Origin of the sequence: Embleya sp. NPDC050154, assembly GCF_044460165.1 — a bacterium.
Classification (GTDB): domain Bacteria; phylum Actinomycetota; class Actinomycetes; order Streptomycetales; family Streptomycetaceae; genus Embleya.
The window spans coordinates 49,714-72,626 of the sequence record NZ_JBITJP010000023.1; the positions used below are offsets into that span (position 1 = coordinate 49,714).

A 22,913-nucleotide genomic window follows, 5' to 3' on the forward strand; every position below is an offset into this window, starting at 1 on the left:
GCCCTGGTTCTGCTCGCCTCGCGGCCGTTGGTGGGCGGGCGTCGGCGCTGCCTAGCATCCGGGCATGACGGCTCGGGGGATGGACCAGGCGCGAAGTCGCGGCGCGCGGGGGGTGGTCGCGCCGTGATGACGTTGCACAAGCTCGGGCCGGGTGGGTGGGAGTACCTCGTCGATTCGGTGAGTGTCGCCGACGAGGGGCGTGGGCTCGGGCAGGACCTTGTCGCCTATTACGCCGCCACCGACAATCCGCCAGGGACGTGGACCGGTGCGCTCGCCGAGGTGCTGGGGGTTGCCGGCACGGAGGCGAACCGGGAGCAGATACGGAATCTGTTCGGGCTCGGGCGACACCCGATGCTGCTTTGGGAGTTCGCTCGCTCCCTCGCCGGCACGCTCGGCCCGAGTGTGGATGTCGAGGCTCTCGCGCGGGCGTTGGGGCGGCATCCTTCGGTGGTGGAGCGCGTGTTGCCCGGTGCGGACGTCGCCGGCCGTGTCAACGAACGGATGGCCGTCGAGGGCGTCGACGTCACGGGCGCGGCGCGTACGGCGCTGCGCAACCGTATCCGTGACGAGGAGAAGAGCGCCGACGCCCGGCGCGTCGCGCGGCTCGCGCACCGTCTGGTGAAGGGTGACGCCGACGAGCGGGTCTTGGCCGACGTTCTCACCCGTACGGCTCCCGCCGACCTGGTCGCCGCAACCGACGGGCTTCAGCTCGGTCGTGCCTTTCCCGTCCATCGCAGTGTCGCCGAACGCGCCCAAACCCGCTTCCAGAAGCACAAGGCCGCCCATCCCCAGGCCACCGAGGCCGAACTCGCGCAGGCCGAGGCCGAGATCCTGCGCGAGGAGGACGTTCGTGGCGAACGCCAGGCGGTGACCGGGTTCGATCTCGTGTTCTCGCCGCCCAAGAGCATCTCCACCGCGTGGGCCCTGGCCGTGGTCACCGGTGACGACGCCACGCGGCTCGCCCTCGAGGAGGCGCACAACGAGGCGGTGCGGGCGGTCCTCGAACGGCTGGAGAGCGACGTCGCGTTCACCCGGGTGGGTGCCGGCGGCGCGGCGCAGGTCAAGGCGGACGGTGTCGCCGCGGTGGCGTTCGTCCACCGCACCTCCCGCGCCGGAGACCCCGATCTGCACACCCACGTCATTGTCTCGACCAAGACCCTCGGGCCCGACGGGCGGTGGCGCTCGCTCGACGGGCGTGCGCTGTACGCGGCCAAGGTGGCCCTGAGCGAGCAGTACAACTCGACCGTCCTGGACGGTGTCACGCAGCGCCTGGGCTGGAAGAGCGGGATACGCGCCGATCAGGTCGAGCACGGCAGTCGCGCGATCCGCGAACTCGTCGAGATACCGGGCGAGCTCAACGAGGCCTTCTCGTCGCGTCGGGCTCAGGTCAAGGCCGAGTTCGCCGCCATGTACCGGTCGTTCCGCGAGGTTCACGGTCGTGAGCCGCGCCGCGACGAGGAGTACGAACTGTTGCAGCAGGCGACGTTGAACAACCGCCCGCGCAAGGAGATGGGCAGCACGGCGGCCGACGAGGCCGGTCGCTGGCGGGAGATCGCCGAGCGCGTCCTCGGCCCGGGGTACGCGACGTTCCTCGCCGGTCTGACGCGGACCGCCGGCACGCTGAGCGCCGACCGGATCGACGCGGAGCAGTACGCGGCCTGGGCTGCGGCGACCGTGGCGGGCGTGCAGCGCCATCGGGCCACGTGGACGGTGCGGAACCTGGAGGCGGAGGCGCAGCGGGTCACCCGCGACACGGCGTTCGCCTCCCCCGCCGATCGCGCCGCGACCGTGTCCCGGATCGTGGGTGTGGCCACCGCCGACGGCCACGTTCTCGACCGTGGCGCCGGCAACCGCATCGTGCGGATCACCCCGGTCTCGCTCGTCGCCGAACCCGCCGCCCTGCGCCGCGCGGACGGGGTCGGCGTCTTCCAGGCGCACGCCTCGACCCGCTACACCAGCACCGCGATTCTCGACGCCGAGCGCCGACTCCTCGCCCACGCCCGCGCGCACGGGGCGCCCACGCTCTCGCGCGCCGCGGTCGACGCGGCCCTGGTCGAGTCGGAGCGCGAACACGGCCACACCCTGGCCCCCGACCAGCAGGCGGCGGTCCGCCATCTCGCGCACAGCGGGACCTGGTTGACGTCGCTGATCGGCCCGGCCGGAACCGGCAAGACCACCACCCTGCGCGTCCTGGTCCGCGCCGCCGAGCTCGACGGCTGGACCGTGGTCGGACTCGCCCCCTCCGCCCGCGCGGCCCGCGTACTCGCCGACACCGCGGGGATCGCGACCACCGAGAACACCCACCGGTGGGCCGCGCGCCTGCGCGAGGGCAGCGTCACGCCCCACCCGCGCACCCTCGTCCTGATCGACGAGGCCGGCATGGCCGGCACCCTCGCGCTGGACGCCATCACCCGCGCGCACGTCGCCGCCGGCGGCATCGTGCGCCTGATCGGAGACCCGCAACAACTCGCGGCGGTCGAGTCCGGTGGCGTCCTGCGCCATCTCCAGCGGCACGCCACCGGCGCCGAACTCACCAGCGTCTGGCGCTTTCGCGAACCGGACGGCACCCCGCGCACGTGGGAGGTCGACGCCTCGCTGCGGCTACGCGACGGCGACGTCACCGTCGTCGAGGAGTACCTTCGCCACGACCGGGTCCACGACGGCTCGCTGCAGTCGATGACCGACCGGGTGTACCGGGACTGGCACGCCGACACCGCCGCCGGCCGCGTCTCCTTGATGATCGCGTCCACGAACGCCCTCGCCGGTGAACTCTCCGCCCGCGCCCGTGCGGACCGCGTCCTCACCGGCGAGGTCGAGAGCGGCGGCGTCCTGCTGGCCAACGGCAGCCGCGCCGGTGTCGGGGACCGGGTGGTCACCCGCCGCAACGAACGCACCATGGCGCTGTTCGCCGGCCGCGACTGGGTCAAGAACGGCGACGTCTGGGAGGTGACCGGTCGCGACGGCGACGGATCGCTGACCGTACGCCACACCGAACACGGCGGGACGATCACCCTGCCGCCCGCCTACGTGGGCAGCAGCGTCGAACTCGCCTACGCCACCACCACCCACCGCGCGCAGGGCATGACCGTCGACATCGCCCGCGCGCTGGTCAGCGCGGATCTCGGCCGCGAGAACCTGTACGTGATGGCGACGCGCGGATCCGCCGCCAATCACCTGTACGTCGTCGTCGACGAGGGCCTCGACCTCGACGGCCACGTCCCGGCCGGGCAACGCCGCACCGTCCGCCAGGCCCTGACCGCCGTGATCGCCCGGGGCACCACCGAGAACGCCGCGCACGACGACATCTCCGCCGCGCTCACCGCCCGTTCCTCGCTGGCCACGCTGACCCCGCGCTACCGGTACGCGCACGGCCTCGTCTCCCACCGGCTCGACGACGAGGACCAGGAGCGGGCGGTAGGCGTCGTCCGCGAGGTGCTGCCCGCCGTACTCGTCGAGCAGATCCTCGACGACGAGGCCTGGCCCGCCCTCGCCCACTACGTCACCCTCGCGGGAACCCGCGACCGCGATGCCCACGAGATGCTGATCCGCGCCCTCACCGACGACCGCGCCGTGACGCCGAGCGAGGTGGTCGAGGAGTTCGGCAAGGTCAACAGTCCGGCCCAGTTGCTCGCCTGGCGGATGGAGCAGCGGCTGTTCGGCGAGGAGAAGTCGCCGCGGTCGGGCGCGATGCCGTGGTTGCCCATCCCGCCGCGGGCGGAGTCGGCGCGTGATCAGGACGCGGTCGAGGTCATCGCGTACGCGCGGGCGACTTTCGAGCGAATCGAGGCTCGGGCGGCGCATTTGGCGGTGGCCGCGGTCACCGGTCCGCTGGTTGCCGGTGCCAATGTCGCCGGTACGGGTGCGGACCAGGTTTGGGCCGTGGCGCTCGGGGCGCTCCCCCGGGACGGCGCGGACCGTGAGCGCTGGCTGCGTACGGCCGCCGCCGTCGCCGCCTATCGGGAGACGTTCGACGTACGCGGGCCGCTGCCGCTCGACGAGGCCGTCGAGGGCGAATCCGTCCTCAGGACGCTGGCCCGCGACAAGGTCGCCGGCATCCTCGCCGCGCACCGCGGCCAGGATGCCGCCGGCCGGTCGGCCGTTACCGTGGCCCCCGGTCCGGGACGCGATTTGGCTGCTCTGGACAACACCGCGCTGGCTCGCGCCATCGACCGGGCCAGGAAGCTGCACGTCGCCCGGAGGAATCGGGCCACCAAACTGCACGCCCGGGCCGACGCCATTCTCGCCAACGCCGACGCCGGACAGGGCCCCGCCATCCGCGGCCTGCACGCCAACTCCGCCGAACTGGGCGAACGCGTGGACGCCATCGAACGCGTCGCCCTACTGGAGAAGGCGCTGCGCACCGCCCGGGACCGCCACGGCGCGGCGGTCGTCGCCGCCGGGACGGCCCACACGCTCGACGGCGTCGACCAGGAACGCGTGCGGGCAGGCCAGACCCGAATCGACCGCCTGGGCGAGGCACTCCTCCGAGCCCGCCACGCGGCGGGATCAGAACACGAATGGGACGCCGTACGCGCCCAACACACCTACCTGACCCAAACCCGCGAACTCCACCACGAGGCGGCCGTGGCCGTCGACCGCGCTGCCGGGCTGGCCGTGCGCGCGGACGCGGAGCAGCAGGGCGTACGGGCCCGTGAGGCTCGTGCCGAACTGGACGCGCTGTACGGACAACTGCGGGCGCGCGTCGGCGGCGACGGAGGCGGCCGGCTCGCCGGCATTGCACGCGCGCTCGACGCCGCCGGGACTTCGGGGCCGCAGCCGCGCTCCACCACGAGCAGGAGCGTCAGCAGCGCACCGAGCCACGGGCCGACAGGGTCGGCGATCGGGCCCGAGCTCGCCCGCTGAACCGTCGAGGCTGGGGAAGCGGGTCGGTCGAACGCGGTCGATGGACGCGTCGACCACCTGGTGGCGTGGTCGGTCGGCGTATGCCAGGCCACGGGGGTGGGGTTGTCCGGCGTTGAGTCGGCCGACGGGCGTTTCCCGCTGAACCGTCGCGGCCGGGAGAAGCGGGTCGCTCGAACGCGGTCGATCGCGGTCGATGGACTCGCCGACCACCTGGTGGCGTGGTCGGTCGGCGTAAGCGAGGCCACGCGGGGGGTTGGACCGCATGGAATCAGCCGATGGACGTCCCCCGCCGATCGGTCACGCGCCACGGCGGCGGCGCACCTACCCCCGCGACGACCCATGCGCGAACCACCCCGTCGAAAGGACAATCCCATCGGCGCGATCCACCCGCCCGTCGACGATGCCCGAACTCCGCCCACTCACGGCTCCCTCATCGACCGTTCCCTGCGTTCCTTTGTCGGCCCCTCGCGCGGACACGAACGCGTGGACCTCGCGTGGGAGGCGTGGACCGACCACCCACACGGCCGAGTCCCGGAGACCGACGCCGCGGCCCGCGCGCTGAACCGAAGCTGGCACGCCCTGCGCGTGGCACTACGCCAAGACGTCGACGCCGAACGGCTGGCCCGACGCTACGCCGACCTGGAAACGGCGGCACGCGTGACGCTGCCCCTCGCCCATCCGGAGGCGCGGCGGGCACTGAACGCGGTGCGCGAACGCGCCGGGGAACGGGCAACAGAACTACGACGGTTCGCCCGCCACGAACGCGCGGCCGGAGACGTGGCTTCGAACGAGGCTTGCGGCGACCGGACCCTTGCCCGCTCCCTTGCCCACTCCCCCGCTCAGGCCCTTGCCCGGGCCCGGGCGGCGGTACGGGAAATCCGCAGCGGACTGGACGCGGCCTATGCGGCGTGGAGAGCCGGCGCGGAGGTCATCCCGAGATGGGGCGACGTCTCCTTCGCCGCACTCGACCAGGCGTGGTCAGTGGCGCAGGAAGGCGTGTCGTTCGAGTCCGAGCCCGAGTTCGAATCCGAGTTCGAGGCAGTGAGTGAGAGCCTCAACGGCGCGGACGCCGCCGCGATCGCCGAACGGATCGAGGAACGGGGCGAAGCTTGCCTGACCCTCGCCCATCACGCCCGAACCCTCGCCGCCCGCCCGCAGAGTTCGGCGACCCGCGCCCACCTGCACGAGGTACGTGTTCACGCCGAACACACGGCGCGGGCACTGCGCGACTTGGCCCACCTGACGAACCCGCCACTCCCGTACACCGCCTCGTCCGCTCGCCCCGCCCGCCCACAGCTCACCGCACACACACTCGGCCCGCTGATCGCCCGAGCCCACCTCGCCCGCGCCGTCGTACCCGACCTCGCCAATGAGCAGCACTGCCAACGGTTTCGCGACACCTACCGAGCCGACCGCGTCCTCATGCGAGCCGTGTGGCACCACACATGGTGGACACGAGCCACTCCCGACGACATCGCCCACGCGTGGGCGACCACATCCCGATGGGCCACCTTCGGCAGCGCATACGCCGCGACCACCCTCCGACACCTCCGAGGCCGCGTCCGCCAATACACGGGCCTCGAAACGCGACCACCGAATCAACCACCGCTCACGGACCCGATCCCCACTCTCGCGATCGGCCCGATCCACCCACCCCACGGCGACACCGTGTGGTGGCGATGCGCCGCCCACGATCCGACCACCCGCCCCCAACTCCTCGCCGAAACCCGCGAACCCGCCACCGCGTGGGAGCACCCGGACGACGTGGCCGCCCGAGTACACGCCGACCTCGAACACGTACACCGACTCCGACCCGACGTACTACGCCGAGTACACATCACCACCACCCGCGAAGTCGGCGACCCGAACCGGCACCCGACCCACCAAAGCCACATCCGCGGCACCGACGTCGACCACATCCGCAGAAAAGCCGCGCAGCGACACCAACACGAGCACCACGTCACCCAACGCGCCACCCTCCTACGCCGCGACCTCGACACCGCCTGGCGATCAAACGCCACCCCCACCGAAATCAACGCCATCCAACGAGAGACACAAACCTGGCCCCCCGGCCCCGCCCGCAGCGACATACTCACGTTCCTACAACGCCACACCTGAGGGCTCTCCCACCCTGGCCACCCCACCTCACCGACGCACCACCCAGAGGCACGACTCCTATGCTTGAGCTTGCTCCCGAGACCGCCGACGGGCCCGCCCAATCACGCTCAGACTGCCTTCGACAACACCATTCGACAGACGATCAAACCGACCCAACGCAACATCCGAACAGCGCTGCGATCACACAAACTGTGTAATAACTCCCCTGCTTGAAGGCTCCTTCGACTGAAGCCGAACCAAGAAGAAACCTTGCCGCAATGACCCAATCAACATCACGAATCAGCAAAGCCCTCAAGAACCCCCAGGCCAGCAAGCAAAGTCCCCACGCGAGTTGGGGTGAGCCGACCGAGGCGGCGCTTCAGAGGGAGGGTGGCTCGTGGACCGCTCACCCCAGTCGGCCACGCCCGCACCCAGCACTACACAGCCGGCCCCGAAGTACGCCGAGCCCGCGTCGAAATCCACGACGAAGTCCATGCCGACCTCTACCGCGAGCCCTACCGCGACTGACATACGCTCAAGTCCACAGCACCACTGCGGAAGAGCCGCGCCCCAGCGGGCCCGGGGCCCGGACCTTAGAGGTCGCGGGTGCGCAGGTGCGTGACCATCTCCGCGACCTCATCGGCGAGTTCGCCAACAAGGCGGGCCGTATAGCGCGCCGGCTGCAGGGGATCGCGGCACGGGGCGACGAACCGGGTCGGGCTGTGCTCTCCACCTGGGCGGGGCCGGCAGGCCCCTCGGGGACGCCGTGCGCCCGTTGCGATCACAATCGGGTGATGACCGAGGTTCCCGCAGGACTGCGAGGCGTGTGAGGCGCTCCGGAGGGGCGGGAGCCCGGTCCCCAACTACCACCACGCTCATTGGGCGGACATCCTCCTGCGGCACACCGACAAGCACGTCGTGGGGCACGGCGCGGAAGGGCAGCCGCTGGTGTCTACTCTGTCGGCCGTAGGGGCGCAATCGTCAGCAGCCCGCACCCGTATGCCCGCCCCTTTCCGATGCCACCGATCACTGCGGCCCGCAGCGCGTCAGGATCGACGATTTCCGCGGTGCCCTCGAAGCGGACCCGGTGGTGGCGCACCTTCTGGGCGCCACCACCCTTGCCGCAGCGGCCGACAGCGGCGTCCAGCGGGTGGGAGAGGTGGGTGTGAATCTTGAGACCGGCGAGCCCCGCCCGGCGGTGCCACCAGTCGTCGGCGTGGCGGCCGTGGAGGGCAACGATGGGAGGCAGGTTCTTGTATACCTCCCGCGTGGTGTGGCCGGGGCGGCGGACGGGGTTGGCATCGCAGCGGTAGGACAGGCGGCGGCCGTGGGCGAAGGCGTCCAGGAGCGGTTCGATGTTACGAGAAGCCGAGTCGACCACGTATCCCTCCGGAAGCCGCTCGGGAGCGACTCTTGTATTGCTCTGGACCATGAGTACGACCTGTCGCTCGGCCTGATCGGCCTGATCGGCCTGATCGGCCTGCTCGGCCTGCTCGACCCGGTGCAGTACACCGAAGTGGCTTCGTGCCCCTTCGATTTCGGGCAGGTCCGGGAAGAGGGACATCACGCGCCGGTGCATGGCGACGGCGTCGCGCAGTTCCTTGCGTACGTCGGTCCGGGAAGTGTCGAGAGTGAGGCGGGCGAGCCAGGTGGTCATACGGCGGCCTCCGGACTGTGGGGCGAGGGCACGGCGGCGGCGTGGAGATGGGCGGCGAGGGCTTTGAGGTAGTTGTTGCCGAGTTCGCCGGTGTACAGGTGCTCGGGTGGACGCCAGGAACCTCGGTAGAGCCGGCGGGTGCGGAAGGTGCGCCGCTGCAGGGCCGTCTCGACCGGTTCGTCCTGGACGTCGGAGGCGGGGCGAGTGCCGTCGTCGGGATCTTCGGGATGGCGTGGGAGCCAGCCGAGGGGGCGGTCGGCGAGCAGCGTCACCACGGGAGCCGGAGCCTGCGCGGGCAAAGGGAGTCGAAGGAGGCTGCCGAGGACGTCGGAGCTGCGGTCGAGCAGGACCGGGCCCTCGGGTGGGCAGCCGCGACGGCCCAGGTACAGGGGCCAGCGCGGCGTGGCCAGTGCCTCGGCGCAGCGGTCGAGAACCCCCTCCTCCTGGCCGCTGAGCGCGCAGACGAAGGCGGCGTCGGCGAGGTAGAGCCGGTGGCCGTACACGGTGGACGTGTTGGCGCCGCGGGTGCCGCCCTTGGCCGTCTGCACGGTGTCTTTCGGGGCGAGGCCACCGCCGACGGTGTGCAGGTCGCGCAGCACGTAACCGGGGCGGTCGATGCGCACGGTGAGTTTCAGTCGTCGCAGGTCGTCGTTGGCTTGCCCTCGATGTCGGCCGAGCGCGCAGGACAGCAGGCCGAGCACACCGGACTTGGTGGGGAAGGCCGCGGTGTCACGCTCTTCGGTGAAGTGGCTGCGCTCTCCCCAGGATTGCAGCGGCGCGGCGAGGCGCAGCAGCAGCCCGGGCTCCTGTGGCGGCTGTGGCGACTGGAGCGGCCGGAGCGGTTGTGGCGGCTGTGGTGCGGTCACGCGCCGCCCTCCAGCGGGGCGAACGCGGCCGCCACACCGGCCTCGACCAGTGAGTCGAACGTGTCGAGGCGGGGCCCCAGTCCTTCGATCTCCCGACCGGTGCCGGCCCAGTGGGCGGCGAGGATGCGGTCGGTGCCCATGAGCGTGGTGGCGGTCTGTGCGTACTCGACGAGCTGGTCGCGGGAGGCGGTGCCGTGTCCGCCGCCCTGCGCGGAGCGCACGGGGGTCTCGAAGGCGGCGGCGAAGGACAGCGGGCGGTCGCTGCGGACGCTGATGTGGACGAGGTCCGGTGCGGTGTGCGGGGCGGTGGAGTTCTTCTTCGCCTGCGGCAGGGAGCGGATGAAGGAGGAGAGGAAGGCCCCGGCGATGTTGCGGGCGTCCTCGGAGACGTCCCGGGGACCGTCGGAGGAGGTGTGGACCTTGCCCATGTTGGTGACGAGTTCGCGCACGTCGATGGTGGCGAAGCGGTAGAAGGTGCCGGCGGAGAACTCGGCCTCGTTGAGGTGGCCGCTCCCGGTCTCGCCCCATGCCGCGTTCAGGTCGTCGACGGCGGTGAAGTAGTCGACCTGGACATCGCTGCGGTGGGTGGTGAAGGCATGCGCGACCTGGACCGCGCCGTCGACGTCCGCGTCGTCGACTTCGGTGAGCATGCGGCCGAAGGTATGGATGACCGCGTTGCCCCGACGGATGATCTCTTGCACGTCGGCTGCGGGGAGCGGCGACTTGTCGGACGCCTTTTCGATCTTCTTTTTCTTGATCTTGTCGGGGTGTTCGGCGGCGAGGTCGGCGAGTTCTTCGATCGACTCGGAGGACAGGTACACGAGTCCGTTGGTGACAGCCTCGTAATCCTCCTGGTCCGGCTTCCCCTCGATGCCGAACTTGATGCCGGAGGCCGCCACGATGTGAGCGCCGGCCAGACGTGCTCCCTGCTGATCCCAGCCGTGCTTCTCTTCGAGGACCTCGGCAACGGCTCTGCCGATCCGCCGAGTTCGGGTGGCGAACTGGCCGATCTCCTTCTGGAACTCCTGCCGCAGCGCCCTCTTCCAGGACTGGCTGCTGACGCGGGTGCGTCGCACGCCGCCGTAGTCCACCGTCTTGACGGCGTTGAGGTCGTCGCGGTTGAGCGTGGAGACGGGGACGCTCTGCAGGACGTGTACATCCACGAAGCAGGCGGGCAGGTGCGCGGTCGGCACGGAGGACTCCTTTTGGAGTGGTGTGCGAGGAGGGCGGTCAGGCGGTGGACGAAGATCCGGGCTGAGGCACGGCCTGGGCGACGTCGGTTTTGTCCTTCGTCTTCCACTCGTCACGGTGGAGGGCGCGGAAGTAGTCCTGCTGCCAGCGGGTTCCGATGTCGGCCGCGTGCCAGGGCCAGCGGGTCAAGTCGTTCAGCAACTGGGCCCAGTCGGGTTCGGCCTCGTACTGGCGCAGGAGGCGGGTGGCCGGGGGGAGGTAGCGGTGCAGCCCGGTGGGGCTCTGGCGGACGAGGAGGTCCAGGCGCCTGCGGGTGCTGTCGCGCCGACGTGAGCGTTCTTGTGCGGGAGCGTTGAGGACGGCCTCGGCGAGGGTGTGGCCGAAGCTGGGGCCGTAGGTATCGATCGGCTGCTCCACCTCCGTGTCATCCGCCGGCCGGTCGCGGACAACGTGGCGGGGCTGGTCGGCGATGAGCGCGGCGATCGCGTAATAGGCCCGGTCCCGCTCCCGGTTCCGCTTGTCCGGCAGCCAGTGCGCGATGAACTCATGCATCCCGGTCACCTGGTCGATGTCCTTGCCCACGCCGCGGCGCAGGCGCGCGTGTACCCCGGGGTTGTCGGCACACAACCGCCGGATCTCCTGTACGAAACTCAGGTGTTCGGTGCGGCGCGCCCGTGCGGCGGTATCGCGGACCTCTGTCATGGGGCACCTTCCGATCGGCGTGGTGGTGACTACTTGTTCTTGCGCTCGGGGCGCGTCATCCACAGCAGGCCACGGGCGTCGAGCACGGCTTGGTTGCCGCGGACGGTGCGGGTGAGTGGCTCGGTCGTGCGCGCATAGGCCTCCCGGGCCAGTCCCAGAAAGGCGTCGCGCGCGGCACGGATGTCCAAGCCGCCGTCATCGTCCGTGCCGGTGCGATCGAGGTGGTCGAAGCGAATCCAGAACTCGCGTTCGGCGGCGGGCCAGTACAGGGCCTCGGCCTGTGGAACGAGCTTGCCTGCGTGCTTGGGATCGCCCCTGGTGTACAGCGCCCAGGCCTTGCGTACCGCTTCGGTGAGGTTCTCTCCGTAGCGTTCGCCGAGCCTGCGCAGTCGACCGACCGCGACCTGAGCGTTGGCGTGCCGATCGGACAGGTGACCAACAGTCGCGGAGGTGAGGCCGCTGACGAACTGGGTGTTCTTGGCCTTGTTCTGGTCGAAGCCGAGTGCCCGGACGCGCAGTTGCTCGGTGAGCTCTACCGCCGTCGCGAATACCTTCGGTGGCTCCAGCGTGGTCTCCTCGCCCTCGGCCTCCGGCGGCCGGTGCAGCAGCAGACCGTCCAGGTCCCTCCACAGGGCTCGGTTCGCCTTGGCCCGCCGGGCGGTGCGAATCTCCTCCCCCGGCTTGTTCTTGTCGAGCCTGCGTTCCCAGATGAGGTACGGGTCGTCGAAGGCTCCGGGAAGGCGGTACGCCCAGGTGATGCGGGCGTCCGTGACGCGCTCTCGGCGAGCATCGGGCTGGAGTAGGAGAGCATGCCGCGAGGTGTCCGTCCACCAGCCGCAGGGGCCGACCGGCACCGGCGGAGCGCCCGCCGGGTCCGTCGGCTCGTCCCGCTCCCAGGGGCACGGATCTTCCTCACGCCGCACCTCTGTCCCCGGTCGCACGAGCCCGGCGAGCAGGGTGACCAGTAACGATTCCCCTTCCGGGTGGTAGGAGAGCGAGCTGAACAGCGGTCCGCGCTTGGCCTCGGAGATCCGCTCCCCGTGGAGTGCGCGGGCGGTGCACTTGCCGGGAGCGCCGTAGTAGTGCCACATCAGCAGGTACGGCACTGCCGTGGCCGCGGAAGGCGGGTGCGGGGCGCTGTCGCGAACGTGGCCGAACCAGGAGTGGTTGTTGCCCGAAGGCCGGGTCATCACCAGCTTGTTCACGCCGGTCGACTCGGTGCACTCGTCCGCCAGACGCGAGTCCTGCAGCCACGGACGGCCGGTGGCGTCGTCGAAGAGAAAGAATCGCTCGTGCCACCGGGAGACATACTTGTCGATGCCGTTCTGCGGCAGCGCGCAGTCCTTCAGGATGTGCGCGCGCCGGTGCATCCAGTCGCCGTTCCGATCCCGGTCGTCCTGATCCCGGTCGTCTTGGTCCTGGTTGCCTTGATCCTCGTGGTGCCGCCGCTCCTGGTCGAGCTTGGTGACCCGCGCGGTGAGCGCGTACAGCACCCGCAGGAGCGCCGACTGGGCGGCGGCAAGCGGGACATCCAGGGCTTCGATGTGCTGGCAACGCTCCAGAAGCCCCCGGAAACCGACGGACTCGGGGCCGTCGTGGCCGGGGAGCCAGCGCACGGGGATCCACGGCTCGTCGAAGAGATTCATCGCCTGTGGCGCTTCCACAGTTCTCCCAATCTCCTGTTCGTTCCTGTCCCGCAGGGCCGCACGACACGTCCGTCCCGTCGGAAGGGCGCGCACCAATGGTGTTGTCGAGGGCACCTTCCGTAGCCGTGGATTGTCGGCGATCGTAGGCGGTCACGGCTCGCAGCGCGGCCCGTTTCGGGGAATCAACCGAGTCTGACCAGGCCGGTCCTGGTGAGTTCGAGCCGCATGCTCCCGAGGAGTCCGGTATAGGTATCGCTGGCTCCGCTGACCACCACGGGGTATACGTGGTTCAGCCATGTCCGCTTCTTCCAGTGGTTGTACTTGATGTTGTCGAATCGATCGCGGCCGATCTGCGCCGAGATTCCGCCCTTGGGCGCCCAGTGCGGCGGAACCGAGATCGTATGTTGGGCCAGAGCGGCCACGGCCGGACTACGTTTCTCGGTCCCGACGAACGGCACCTTTTCCTTCCCCTCGGGATCCAGGTAGGCGGTCTTGTCCCGGAGGTGGACGCACAGAACATACGCCTGCTCGAACCCCATCGTGGCCGCGAGGTGCGCCTCGGTGAGACCGCGCTCGGCCCGGGTCAGCGCATACAGATCGTCGTGAACGTCCGCCGGGCTCGGGATGCCGGTGAGCCTGGCGTCGTGCAGCAGCCTGGTCTCGTGGCCGTGGGCCTCGGTGTCCAGTCGGCGCTGCCGCACAGCCGACACGTCGTCGAGGGTGGCCAGGTAACTGTCCGAGTCGTACACCTGGCGGATCAACCGCTCGACGTGATCGGGGAGAAGGAGTTCCGAACCGTGGGAACGGAGCGTCCGGATCGTGCGCTGCCTCAGCGCTCGGTCCATCGGCGAATCGGCCTGTTCCTGGCTTCCCAGGAGCAGTAGATGCCGACCGCGGGAGGCACGGGCCAGCAGCGAGGGCAGCGGGACCACAGGTGTGACGACCCACTCGAAGCGGAAGGGGAGATGTTCGGCGAAGGAAGCGGTGGTAACGAGCACCGAATTGTCTTGCGCCGGGTCCTGGTGCGCTGCTGTGCACTCCGCCACCAGTTCGCGGACCCGATATCGGGGGAAGCGCGAGTGCAGCAGCCGAAGCTCGCGGGGCATTGCGCGCCGGCGATGCAGATGTTCGAGCGCACGGAAGGTCCGCTGGGCTTCCTCCTCACTGCTGCAGCACACGAGGGTCGAGCCGCTGTCCCCGACTTCGCGCATGACGGAGTCCACGTACGTGTCTGCGCTGCCGGGCCACGGGTGGACTTCGGACACGGAGACGCGCAGAACCGAGTCCGCAGGAGGATCGACCGCGAATTTGGTGACCGCGCCGTCCTGTCCGTCGACATGCAGCCATCCCGGCTGTGGCAGTTCCGCCGACGAGCGCGCGCCCTCCTGTCCGCTCCGCGTCCCCCGAGCCAGTCGCGCGCCCCTTTGATAGGCCTGCACCAAGCGATGGGCACTCGCTCCGGCCAGGGTGTCGGTCAGCATCACGACGGATGCCCCGAGCGCCGCCAGCCACTCCACCAGCAGGCACAGGAGTTGATGCAGCCGGGGCTTTTGCGGACGCACGTCGTCCACCACGAGAACCTTCTCGCTGAGTGCGAAGAGCCGTACGGCGTTGTCCGGCACGGGCAGGACGGCCGGCAGGAATTGGTCGTGGGCGCCCACCCCGAGGGGAGCCAGTAGCCCGCGGCGTCGCAGGGTGAGCCACTGCTGTGCGACGGCCCGGGCCTGTGCAGTGTCGAAGCTGAGTTCGGGGATCTCCTCGGAGGCCGACTCGGGATCGCTGTCGAAGGCCGTTTGGTGAAGACGGGTGAGCATACCGGAGCCCTCCAAAAGCAGGCCCGCCAACGACGCCAACTCTCCCGACGCCTCATCGAGGTGAAGCTCTTCCGGCAGGGCGAGAGCAATACCCCGAGCCCCGGACGCCCGACCCAACCGCGAAGCCGCGACCAGCCCGAGCCGCCGGCGGGCCGGTCCGGCCGGAGCACTCACCAGCAGCATGCCGGGACCAGTGGGCTCGGCCGCTGTGAGCAGCTGTCGCGCGAGCCGACCGTGCACGGAGTCGTCCGGGAACTCGGCCGCACTCAACAGCTTCTCCCTCGCCGGGGCGGCAAATCCGCACCGCCCCAGAGCCCGCTGCTCGACCCCGATCCGGGCCACCTCCAAGGCACGCTCCCAGTGCTGGGTAAGGACCTTGCTGCAGCAGCACTCTTCGTCCTCGAGACGCCGAACCGTGTCGATCGACTCCTTGTCACTGGCCATCCAGTCCGCCACCATCACCGCGCCGAGCACCACGACTGCGAGCTCGGCCGGGAGAGTCCCGGTCGGTACCGGGACGTCGTGCGCGATCAGCGTGCGCAACACGCGGACGTGGTGCTGGCGTTGCTCCGGCCACTCGCCCTTCCCGGCCTGGGGTAGGAACGTCGCCGGATGCCTCAACTGCCGACGCTCCATCCGCGGGTGGAAGACCCCGTGGTGCCCGCCAAGCAACTGCCCGATGGCGTGACCGACCCGATCGCCGACCGGCCCCTCGGGATCGCCCGGCGGATAGCCCAACTGTTCGAGAATGCCGGGCAGGGTCCAGTGCGTGATCCGCTCGTGCGGACCCGCGCGGTTGTCGGTGCCGCCCGTGCCGTGCTGGTAGCCACAGTTGACGAATGCCTTCTCGAATCCCCCCGGGTAACCCTTCCGCACGGAGTGCTGGTACGACGGTGAAATCTTCCCCAAGTCGTGCAACGCCGCCCAAAAGGTCAGTTCTCGCATGGCATCGAGTTCCGACAACCCCAAGGCCCGAGCGACCCGGGCATGCATGCGCGGGCCGACAGCCGACTCCCACAAGGCCGCGAAGTAAGCGCCGGTGTCGACGAGGTGGCACACCACCGGGTATGGGGGCTTCATCCCTTGCTCCTTGCCCCACAGGCGGACATCCAGGAACCGGGGATTGCCGTGGCGGCAGCGGTTGTTCTCGGCGCCGACCCCACATTCGGTGGTGATCTCCATGCGAGTGTTGTAGCAGCCGTCATGAGCCAACCGGCGGCGAACGGCGAGTACTTGGCGTACAGTCGACTGTGGGTCGAGGAGATCCGGCACCACATGGCAGGGGATGCGTCCCCACGGCTAGTGACACCGCCCCGCGGGTCCGGCCGGCCCCGTGGCACCGATCTCCGAGGTGTCTACATGAACGAGTCCCAAAACCGTCGCAGCGGGTTCCTCAAGCTGGTCGTCGGCTCCTTCGTCGGCAAGCTGCTTGCGGGCATCGTGATGAAGTGGTGGTCAGGGCAGTAGTCCCGACCCACGGCCCGGACTTCGGTCCGGGCCATCCTTTTTCCGGAAGCCGGCGCGCACGAGCGGGTGTGTTGCCCAGCGCGGCGGTCGAGGGCGGATGTTCGTACGGGTCCGGAACACATGGGCAGGGCACAGGACACAGGGCCTTCGTGCCAGGCGAGCATGTGGGTGGCACTCCCCTACGCCTTCGCCTCGGTGACAGAGTTGGTGACCGGGATCCGCGCTATTCCCGGGGAACGGCCGGGCTGGCCGCCGGAGTTGTGTCCGGTGGAGTTGTCCCGGGACCGCTTGGCGGCGGCAGTGGTGGCCCGGTGTCGCAAGGAGCGGATGGAGCGGCCGACCCCGGGTCGGATCGGCAGGTTGGTGGGGAAGGCGATCGGCACGTTCGAGGACAAGATCGTCCGGTTGTCGCCACCGGCCGTTCCGATCCTCCCCGAGGACCGACATGCCGGGCAGGGGCGCCGACTTCCTCCGCGCCACCGAGCCGGAGCGCGCCGAGCGCGCCGCACTCGACCAGGGCGTGACCGTACGGCGCGGCCAGGGCAACACCCTGCGCGTCGGCACCGAGCCGGAGGTCCACCGCCGACTCCTCGACCGCTGCCGGCCGCTCGACAAAGCCACGGCGATCCCGGCACAGCGCAAGGCCCGCCGCGAGTACGCAAACCGCGTCTACGCGCTTGGGGCCGACAGCTGAATTCGCCCCCGGGCTCAGTCCTTGGCGTTGTTTATTCGGCGAGAACTATTGGGACCCCCGGTGTGCAGGCCGCTCGTCGTCCGCAGTGCAAGCGGCGGACGCGACTTTTCGGCGGACTCGGCCGGCGCGCTGAAGCAGGACGTCCATCGGGGCCAGATCGCTGATGACCGTGTCCACGTCGAAGGCGACGGTCCCGTCGATCACGGAGGTGGCGATCAGGACCACGCCGTGTGGATTCGAGGATCCGCGTGAGGTTCCGCCGGTGGTGGGGGTCGACCCGGGCGGTCGCGGTGGGGCGGCTTCCGGGCGGAGGGTGGCGTCGGTCCACGGGTCGGGAGGCGTTGACGACGCCCGTCTTGCCGGACCCGGGGGCGAAGTGCGCGTCGCGGGGTCGGAGGGTCTGTCGGGCGAATATCCGACGTACCCCGAAGGAGATCATTTATCATAAGCGGAGTTATCATAACTGGACTCATGTCAAGGAGATCCCGTGTCGAAGCTGCCTAGGCCCGACGAGATGTTCGACCGTGACTACGAGTGGTCGGCACTGGAGAACTTCGCGACGGACCCGAAGCCCGGCGCCACCCTGGGGGTGGTCTCGGGCCGACGCCGCCAGGGCAAGACATTCCTGCTCCGCGCGCTGTGCCAGGCGACCGGGGGTCTGTACTTCGCGGCGGACGAGGGCACCGACGGTGAATCCCTGCACCGGGTCGGACAGGTCGTCGCCGACTACCTCCGCCTCCCCGCCCCCCTCGTCTTCCACGACTGGCACGCCGTCGTCGACGCGCTGCTGTCCCTGGGCCGGGAACGGGCCGTGCCGGTCGTCATCGACGAGTTCCCGTACCTCGTGAGAGCGAACCCGCGCCTGCCGTCCATCATTCAGAACGCGCTCGCACCGCTGCGCGAGGAACGCGACGCCAGTCGCACCAGGTTGCTGCTGTGCGGGTCGGCGATGTCCTTCATGGGCCGCCTCCTCAGCGGCAACGCGCCTCTGCGCGGTCGCGCGGGACTGGAACTGCTCGTACCCACCCTCGACTACCGACTGGCCGCCGAGTTCTGGGGCATCGACGATCCCGAGACCGCCCTGAAGGTCAACGCCATCGTGGGCGGCACACCCGCCTATCGCCGCGAGTTCGCCCGCGACGACACCCCGTCGGGTCCCGACGACTTCGACGCGTGGGTGATCCGCACCGTACTCTCCGCGTCCAGTCCGCTCTTCCGCGAAGCCCGCTACCTCCTCGCGGACGAACCCGACCTGCACGACGCGGCCCTCTACCACTCCGTCCTTGCGGGCATCGCCGCCGGCAACCACAACCGGGGCGGCATCGCCTCCTACATGGGTCGCAAATCCGGCGACCTTGCGCATCCGCTGACCGTCCTCGAGGACTGCGGCCTGATCACCCGCGAACCCGACGTCTTCAAGGACAACCGCACCACGTTCCGCATCGCCGAGCCCCTGGTCACCTTCTACCACTCCGTCATGCGACCACTGTGGTCCGACCTGGAGCACACCCGCGACGCGACCGCGTTGTGGCAACGCAGCCAACGCCGCTTCGTCGGCAACGTCATGGGCCCCCACTACGAACAGACCTGCCGCCACTGGACCCGCCACCACGCGGGCCCCGGTCTCATCGGCGACCACCCTTACCGGGTCGGTTCCGGAACGATCAACGACCCCGCGCGCAAGGCGAGCCACGAACTGGACGTCGTCGCCTTCGGTCTCGACGAAGACAACCGCCAACCACTGCTGGCGCTCGGCGAGGCCAAGTGGGGCGAGACGATGGGTCTGCCCCACATCGAACGGCTTCGTCACATCCGGGCCCTGCTCACCGCCCAGGACCGCCACGGCGCCTCGACGGCGAAACTCGTCTGCTACAGCGGCGCCGGATTCACCGCCGACCTCCGCGAGCACGCCGCAGACGACGGCGACGTACTCCTCGTGGGCGTCGACGACCTCTACCACTGAGCAGCCGTGACCAAGTCATGCTCGTGCGCTCGGCAATGAGTGGACCTTGACGCGACAACCGGGATGCGGGCATCGGACCCATGACCGTCGTCATCGACGAGTTCCCCTTCCTCACGAAGGCGTCCCCCGAACTGCCCTCGCTCCTGCAACGCGCGCTCGGACCCAACGCGCGCCGCGGCGGCGCCCCGATCCGGCTGCTGCCGTACGGCTCAGCGCTCTCGCTCATGGGCAACCTGCTCACCGGGACCGCCCCCTTGCGCGGACGCGCGAGCCTCGAGTTGGTCGTACCCACCCTCGACTACCGACTCGCCGCGCGCTTCTGGGACATCGACGACCCCACCCTGGCCCTCCTCGTCAACTCCGTCGTCGGCGAAACCCCCGCCTAAGCACCCGAGTTCACCCTCGGCGACGCACCCGCCGACCTCGACGACTTCGGCCCCTGGGTGCAACGCAACGTCCTCAACCCCGGACGCCCGCTCTTGCGCGAGGCCCGCTTCCTCCTCGCCGAGGAACCCGACCTGCGCGACACCGCCCTCTACCACGGCGTCCTGTCCGCGATCGCCGACGGCAACCACACCCGAGGCGGCATCGCGAACTACCTCGCCCGCAAGTCCACCGACCTCGGCCACGCCCTCGCTGTGCTCGAGGACGCCGGCATGATCATCCGCGACCCCGACGCCTTCCACGGCAAACGCTCCGCGTACCGCATCGCCGAACCCATCGTGTCCTTCCACCACGCGGTCATGCGCCCGCAATGGAGCGACCTCGAGCGCTCCGGTCACGCCGCTGGACGTATGGGCCCGCTCCCAGGCCACCTTCCTCAGCAAGGTCGTCGGTCCGCACTTCGAACAGGTCTGCCGCGCCTGGACCCGCTGGTACGCCTCACCCGAAACCCTCGGCGGTCACCGCGTCCGCGTGCAATCGGGCACCATCCCCGACCCCGCCGCCAAGAACGGCCTCAAGGTCGACGTCGCCGTCTTGGCCCTGGAGTCCTAGCTCAGATACCAGCCGCAAGGTAGGTCGCGGATGTCCGCGCGAGTCCCGTTTCCCTGTCCTGGGCGACGTCGTTGGTCCGATCGGGTTAATTTAAGGCCAAGGGGCGGGGCGTGCCGCACGAGGCCCACCACGCACCGGCTCGCCACATCGGTCGCCGCGCCCAGGTACGGCCGCCCGACCGGGCGGGGCGGCTCGCCCCGGGTCCGCGTCTCGGCTAGCCCTCCCGGGGCGGTGAAAACCGGCACCGGGGAAGGGGGCCGGCCGCAGTCGGATCCCTCCGCAGGCGGCCCGGCGACCGCGCCCGGCAGCACCCCAATGCACGCACCAGGACCGGATAACTCCGGTCCTCGAAAAGTCACGCTGATCAATGCCGGACCAGATGCAAAGTCAAGCTGACCTTTGCAAGGTTCTGTCTGAGGTGCTCTATTTCTTCCGGACAGTGACCCGCGTAGGGTTGTCGAGATTCGGAAATGAGAGAGAACGTGCCACCCAGATATCCGCAGAAGTTCAGGGACGAGGCGGTCCGCCTGGTGATCGAGGGCCCGCGCCCGATCGCGCGTGTCGCCACCGAGCTCGGGGTCAACGAAACGACGCTCAGGGGCTGGGTGAAGCAATATCGCCTCTCCCTCGAGGGCAACGCCGAATCCGACGACAGCCCGAAATCGGACCGCGAGCGGCAGATGGAACGCGAACTGAGGAAACTCCGAGAGGAGAACGCCTTCCTGAAAAAAGCGGCGGCCTTCTTCGCGCGCGAGCAGGAGTGAGCGCACGATACGCGCTCGTCGAGGCGGAGAAGGCCGAATTTCGGATCGCCGACATGTGCCGATGGTTGGGAGTCTCCCGATCCGGATTCTACGAATGGCGTGGTCGCCCGGCCTCCGAGACCGCCGATCGACGAACACGCCTCAAAGCGATGATCCACGAGATCTTCACGGCGAACCACGAGACCTACGGATATCGCCGGATCCACGCCGTCCTGGCACGGTCGGGCGAGGCCGTCTCGCCCGAGTCGGTGCGGGCCCTGATGCGCGAACTCGGCCTGGTGGCCTGCCAACCACGCCCGTGGCGCCCGGTGACCACACTCGGCGACGGGTCCCACCCGCGGATCCCGGACCTGGTCGCGCGCGACTTCGGCGCCGACCGGGTCGGCGCCAAACTCGTCGGTGACATCACGTACATCCCCACCTGGGAAGGCTTTCTCTACCTGGCCACGGTCATCGACTGTCACAGCAAGGCGGTCGTGGGTTGGGCCATGGCGGATCACTTCAGGACGTCCCTGATATCGTCGGCGCTGGACATGGCCGCGGAGCGGATACGCATCGAGCCGGATGCAGTTTTTCATTCCGATCGCGGCAGCAATTACACGTCCGAAGAGTTCGCGAAGTCGGTCGCCGGTCACGGGATGAGGCAGTCCGTCGGCCGCACCGGTGTTTGTTGGGACAATGCCATGGCGCAATGCCGTTTAGCTAAGCAGCCGGGATGAGTAGGCGGATCGTTGGCGGCGAGCCATGGGTGATGTTGCTGTCATCTTCTCGTTTTACCCGGTACGAGTTATGTCTTGGCCTCTTCAGTGCGCGGGGACAGGAGCGTTTCCGTCGTTCTGGGTTCGGTCGTTCGGAGATTTCTTCGATCGCTTCAGCGAGCTTCTCTGCGAGCCGCCGAGGGGGAAAAAGCCGCCTGGTTCGAGACCTGGCGGCGCACTACGCGGAGGGAGCGGACGAACGAGATCCGGTCGGGGTCGAGGTCGGCTTGGTCTGCCGCCTCCCGCATGAGGTGGCGGATTGCGTAATGAGTGAGCAACATCCCCCATACCTCTTGTTTGACAAGGTCCGGTTTTCTCGATCTGAGGATCACGGCCGACCCGCGCTGATGAGTCTTTAGTTCATCCACTACCAGTTCGACCTCCCACCGTTCGTGATATGCAGTGGCCAGATCGACAGCGTTTAGATCATTGGGATCGATGACATTGGTGACGAGAGCGATCAACTCGTCGCCATCTCCCCTGTCCGGAACCTCGTACTCGACAACACGTGCGTAGAACCCTGCCAGATCCGTGACCCTGATCCGCCCGGAACGGATTTTGGCCGACGCCTTTCGTTTCTCATCGGAATCGGCGATGTAGGTCAGGTACGAGCCGTCGGGAAGCCACTTGATAATCGGCAGATGGACGTTGGCTCCAACACGAAACAGCGCGTCGGCTCCGGCGTCGAGAACCATGCGAAGGTGCCGGTAGCTGTACAGGCCGGCGTCGACCATCACCAGTATTCCGGGCTCGATCACCCCTGAGGAAAGAATTCGACCGGCCAGCGTCTCCTCGCCCTCGCCCCTGCATCCGATCTCTGCGGCAACCACGGCATGCGTTCCACACTCGGCCAGGCCGGCGAGTCGTACGAAGGGGAACGTGCAGCGTTCCTTCTTGCCCGCATAGCCAAAGTACGCGGCGTTCTCCTCGCTATCAGGGGCTTCCATGCCGAATCCGTCCAGAGACATCAACCTGCGCCCGCCCACCCACGCGCCTTGCGTTGAGCGCATTGCGCATGGGACCGCTACACGCTCATATAAATCGCGCATCACTTCCGAACCCAGTCGTTGCCGTGCCAGACACAACGCGCCCGGAGTCGGCACACTCCATCCGCGTCGCCACGTGCCCATATGGCGCAACCCATCGACGAGCTTACGCATGACCTCTTCGTAACCATCTCCATAGAAGAGCGCCAAGGCCATGACAAAATAAACCATCACGCGAGCTGGCAGCTTGCCGTTCCGCTGCTCTTTCCTGTCCCGAGAGATTACAACCTCATCCACGAGCTCACGTGGCACGAGGCGAGTCAATACGCCGACGCCGATATGGTCGGTCATGGAAGACGACACGGAACTCTCATCGCCTGAATCTTGGATCACACCGGCAAGATAGGCCACTCAAACACAGGATCTCAATCGATTCCAATTTTTCATAT

14 protein-coding genes and 1 pseudogene are annotated in these 22,913 nt (G+C 69.0%); 7 read left to right on the top strand and 8 right to left on the bottom strand.

Annotated elements, in window-relative coordinates; genetic code table 11:
* Window positions 1-126: 126 nt before the first annotated feature.
* Both mobF and ACIBSV_RS37090 read left to right on the top strand, forming a co-directional pair.
* On the top strand, window positions 127-4,863 hold the full coding sequence (gene mobF, locus ACIBSV_RS37085) for a MobF family relaxase (RefSeq protein ID WP_395871080.1): 4,737 nt from the start codon (window positions 127-129) through the stop codon (window positions 4,861-4,863).
* A 483-nt stretch (window positions 4,864-5,346) separates the two neighbouring features.
* The gene (locus ACIBSV_RS37090) at window positions 5,347-6,981 is read left to right on the top strand and encodes a hypothetical protein (protein WP_395871082.1); all 1,635 of its coding nucleotides are present in this window, start codon (window positions 5,347-5,349) and stop codon (window positions 6,979-6,981) included.
* Between the two features lie 931 nt (window positions 6,982-7,912).
* Here ACIBSV_RS37090 and cas6e read toward each other — a convergent pair.
* The 6 genes from cas6e to ACIBSV_RS37120 all read right to left on the bottom strand — a co-directional run bounded on the left by cas6e (window position 7,913) and on the right by ACIBSV_RS37120 (window position 16,018).
* Window positions 7,913-8,617: a type I-E CRISPR-associated protein Cas6/Cse3/CasE gene (gene cas6e, locus ACIBSV_RS37095; RefSeq protein WP_395871084.1), complete on the bottom strand. Its 705-nt coding sequence runs from the start codon at window positions 8,615-8,617 to the stop codon at window positions 7,913-7,915.
* Complete coding sequence (gene cas5e / locus ACIBSV_RS37100; protein ID WP_395871087.1) at window positions 8,614-9,483, bottom strand: type I-E CRISPR-associated protein Cas5/CasD; 870 nt, start codon at window positions 9,481-9,483, stop codon at window positions 8,614-8,616. The genes cas6e and cas5e overlap by 4 nt, the downstream gene beginning before the upstream one ends.
* Entirely contained in the window at window positions 9,480-10,676 is a 1,197-nt protein-coding gene (cas7e, locus tag ACIBSV_RS37105; protein WP_395871089.1) for a type I-E CRISPR-associated protein Cas7/Cse4/CasC, read from the bottom strand. Before cas7e ends, cas5e begins: the two co-directional genes overlap by 4 nt.
* Before the next feature lie 37 nt (window positions 10,677-10,713).
* Window positions 10,714-11,376, bottom strand: coding sequence for a type I-E CRISPR-associated protein Cse2/CasB (gene casB, locus ACIBSV_RS37110; protein WP_395871091.1), 663 nt, complete (start codon window positions 11,374-11,376; stop codon window positions 10,714-10,716).
* A 29-nt stretch (window positions 11,377-11,405) separates the two neighbouring features.
* The gene (gene casA / locus ACIBSV_RS37115) at window positions 11,406-13,040 is read right to left on the bottom strand and encodes a type I-E CRISPR-associated protein Cse1/CasA (protein WP_395871093.1); all 1,635 of its coding nucleotides are present in this window, start codon (window positions 13,038-13,040) and stop codon (window positions 11,406-11,408) included.
* 164 nt (window positions 13,041-13,204) lie between these two features.
* Window positions 13,205-16,018 carry a CRISPR-associated endonuclease Cas3'' gene (locus ACIBSV_RS37120; protein WP_395871095.1) on the bottom strand — a complete coding sequence of 938 codons (2,814 nt, stop codon included), beginning with the start codon at window positions 16,016-16,018 and terminating at the stop codon, window positions 13,205-13,207.
* 730 nt (window positions 16,019-16,748) lie between these two features.
* On the opposite strand from ACIBSV_RS37120, the gene ACIBSV_RS37125 reads away from it, so the two are divergent.
* The gene (locus tag ACIBSV_RS37125) at window positions 16,749-16,997 is read left to right on the top strand and encodes a hypothetical protein (RefSeq protein ID WP_395871097.1); all 249 of its coding nucleotides are present in this window, start codon (window positions 16,749-16,751) and stop codon (window positions 16,995-16,997) included.
* Between the two features lie 45 nt (window positions 16,998-17,042).
* Here the strand turns inward: ACIBSV_RS37125 and ACIBSV_RS37130 are convergent.
* A pseudogene (locus ACIBSV_RS37130) lies at window positions 17,043-17,231 on the bottom strand (hypothetical protein); the annotation flags it as partial.
* 280 nt (window positions 17,232-17,511) lie between these two features.
* Here ACIBSV_RS37130 and ACIBSV_RS37135 point away from each other — a divergent pair.
* From ACIBSV_RS37135 to ACIBSV_RS37150, 4 genes are all read left to right on the top strand, one after another.
* A complete protein-coding gene (locus ACIBSV_RS37135) occupies window positions 17,512-18,960 on the top strand; it encodes an ATP-binding protein (RefSeq protein ID WP_395871282.1) in 1,449 nt (482 codons plus the stop codon).
* Between the two features lie 80 nt (window positions 18,961-19,040).
* Window positions 19,041-19,346 (top strand): hypothetical protein, encoded by a 306-nt coding sequence (locus ACIBSV_RS37140; RefSeq protein WP_395871100.1) that lies wholly within the window; start codon window positions 19,041-19,043, stop codon window positions 19,344-19,346.
* Window positions 19,347-20,426: 1,080 nt separating this feature from the next.
* Window positions 20,427-20,720 carry a transposase gene (locus tag ACIBSV_RS37145; protein WP_395871102.1) on the top strand — a complete coding sequence of 98 codons (294 nt, stop codon included), beginning with the start codon at window positions 20,427-20,429 and terminating at the stop codon, window positions 20,718-20,720.
* Window positions 20,717-21,439, top strand: a complete 723-nt coding sequence (locus tag ACIBSV_RS37150) for an IS3 family transposase (RefSeq protein ID WP_395871104.1) — start codon at window positions 20,717-20,719, stop codon at window positions 21,437-21,439. Before ACIBSV_RS37145 ends, ACIBSV_RS37150 begins: the two co-directional genes overlap by 4 nt.
* A gap of 152 nt (window positions 21,440-21,591) precedes the next feature.
* On the opposite strand, the gene ACIBSV_RS37155 is transcribed toward ACIBSV_RS37150, so the two are convergent.
* Window positions 21,592-22,815, bottom strand: a complete 1,224-nt coding sequence (locus ACIBSV_RS37155; protein WP_395871284.1) for an IS4 family transposase — start codon at window positions 22,813-22,815, stop codon at window positions 21,592-21,594.
* Window positions 22,816-22,913 lie beyond the last annotated feature (98 nt).

Excerpts from the sequence above, each read along its gene's own strand:
- mobF (WP_395871080.1), top strand. The coding sequence starts at position 127 with ATGACGTTGCACAAGCTCGGGCCGGGTGGGTGGGAGTACCTCGTCGAT.
- cas6e (WP_395871084.1), bottom strand. The coding sequence starts at position 8,617 with ATGACCACCTGGCTCGCCCGCCTCACTCTCGACACTTCCCGGACCGAC.
- casB (WP_395871091.1), bottom strand. The coding sequence starts at position 11,376 with ATGACAGAGGTCCGCGATACCGCCGCACGGGCGCGCCGCACCGAACAC.
- ACIBSV_RS37120 (WP_395871095.1), bottom strand. The coding sequence starts at position 16,018 with ATGGAGATCACCACCGAATGTGGGGTCGGCGCCGAGAACAACCGCTGC.
- ACIBSV_RS37125 (WP_395871097.1), top strand. The coding sequence starts at position 16,749 with ATGCCGGGCAGGGGCGCCGACTTCCTCCGCGCCACCGAGCCGGAGCGC.
- ACIBSV_RS37135 (WP_395871282.1), top strand. The coding sequence starts at position 17,512 with ATGTTCGACCGTGACTACGAGTGGTCGGCACTGGAGAACTTCGCGACG.
- ACIBSV_RS37140 (WP_395871100.1), top strand. The coding sequence starts at position 19,041 with ATGACCGTCGTCATCGACGAGTTCCCCTTCCTCACGAAGGCGTCCCCC.
- ACIBSV_RS37145 (WP_395871102.1), top strand. The coding sequence starts at position 20,427 with ATGAGAGAGAACGTGCCACCCAGATATCCGCAGAAGTTCAGGGACGAG.
- ACIBSV_RS37155 (WP_395871284.1), bottom strand. The coding sequence starts at position 22,815 with ATGACCGACCATATCGGCGTCGGCGTATTGACTCGCCTCGTGCCACGT.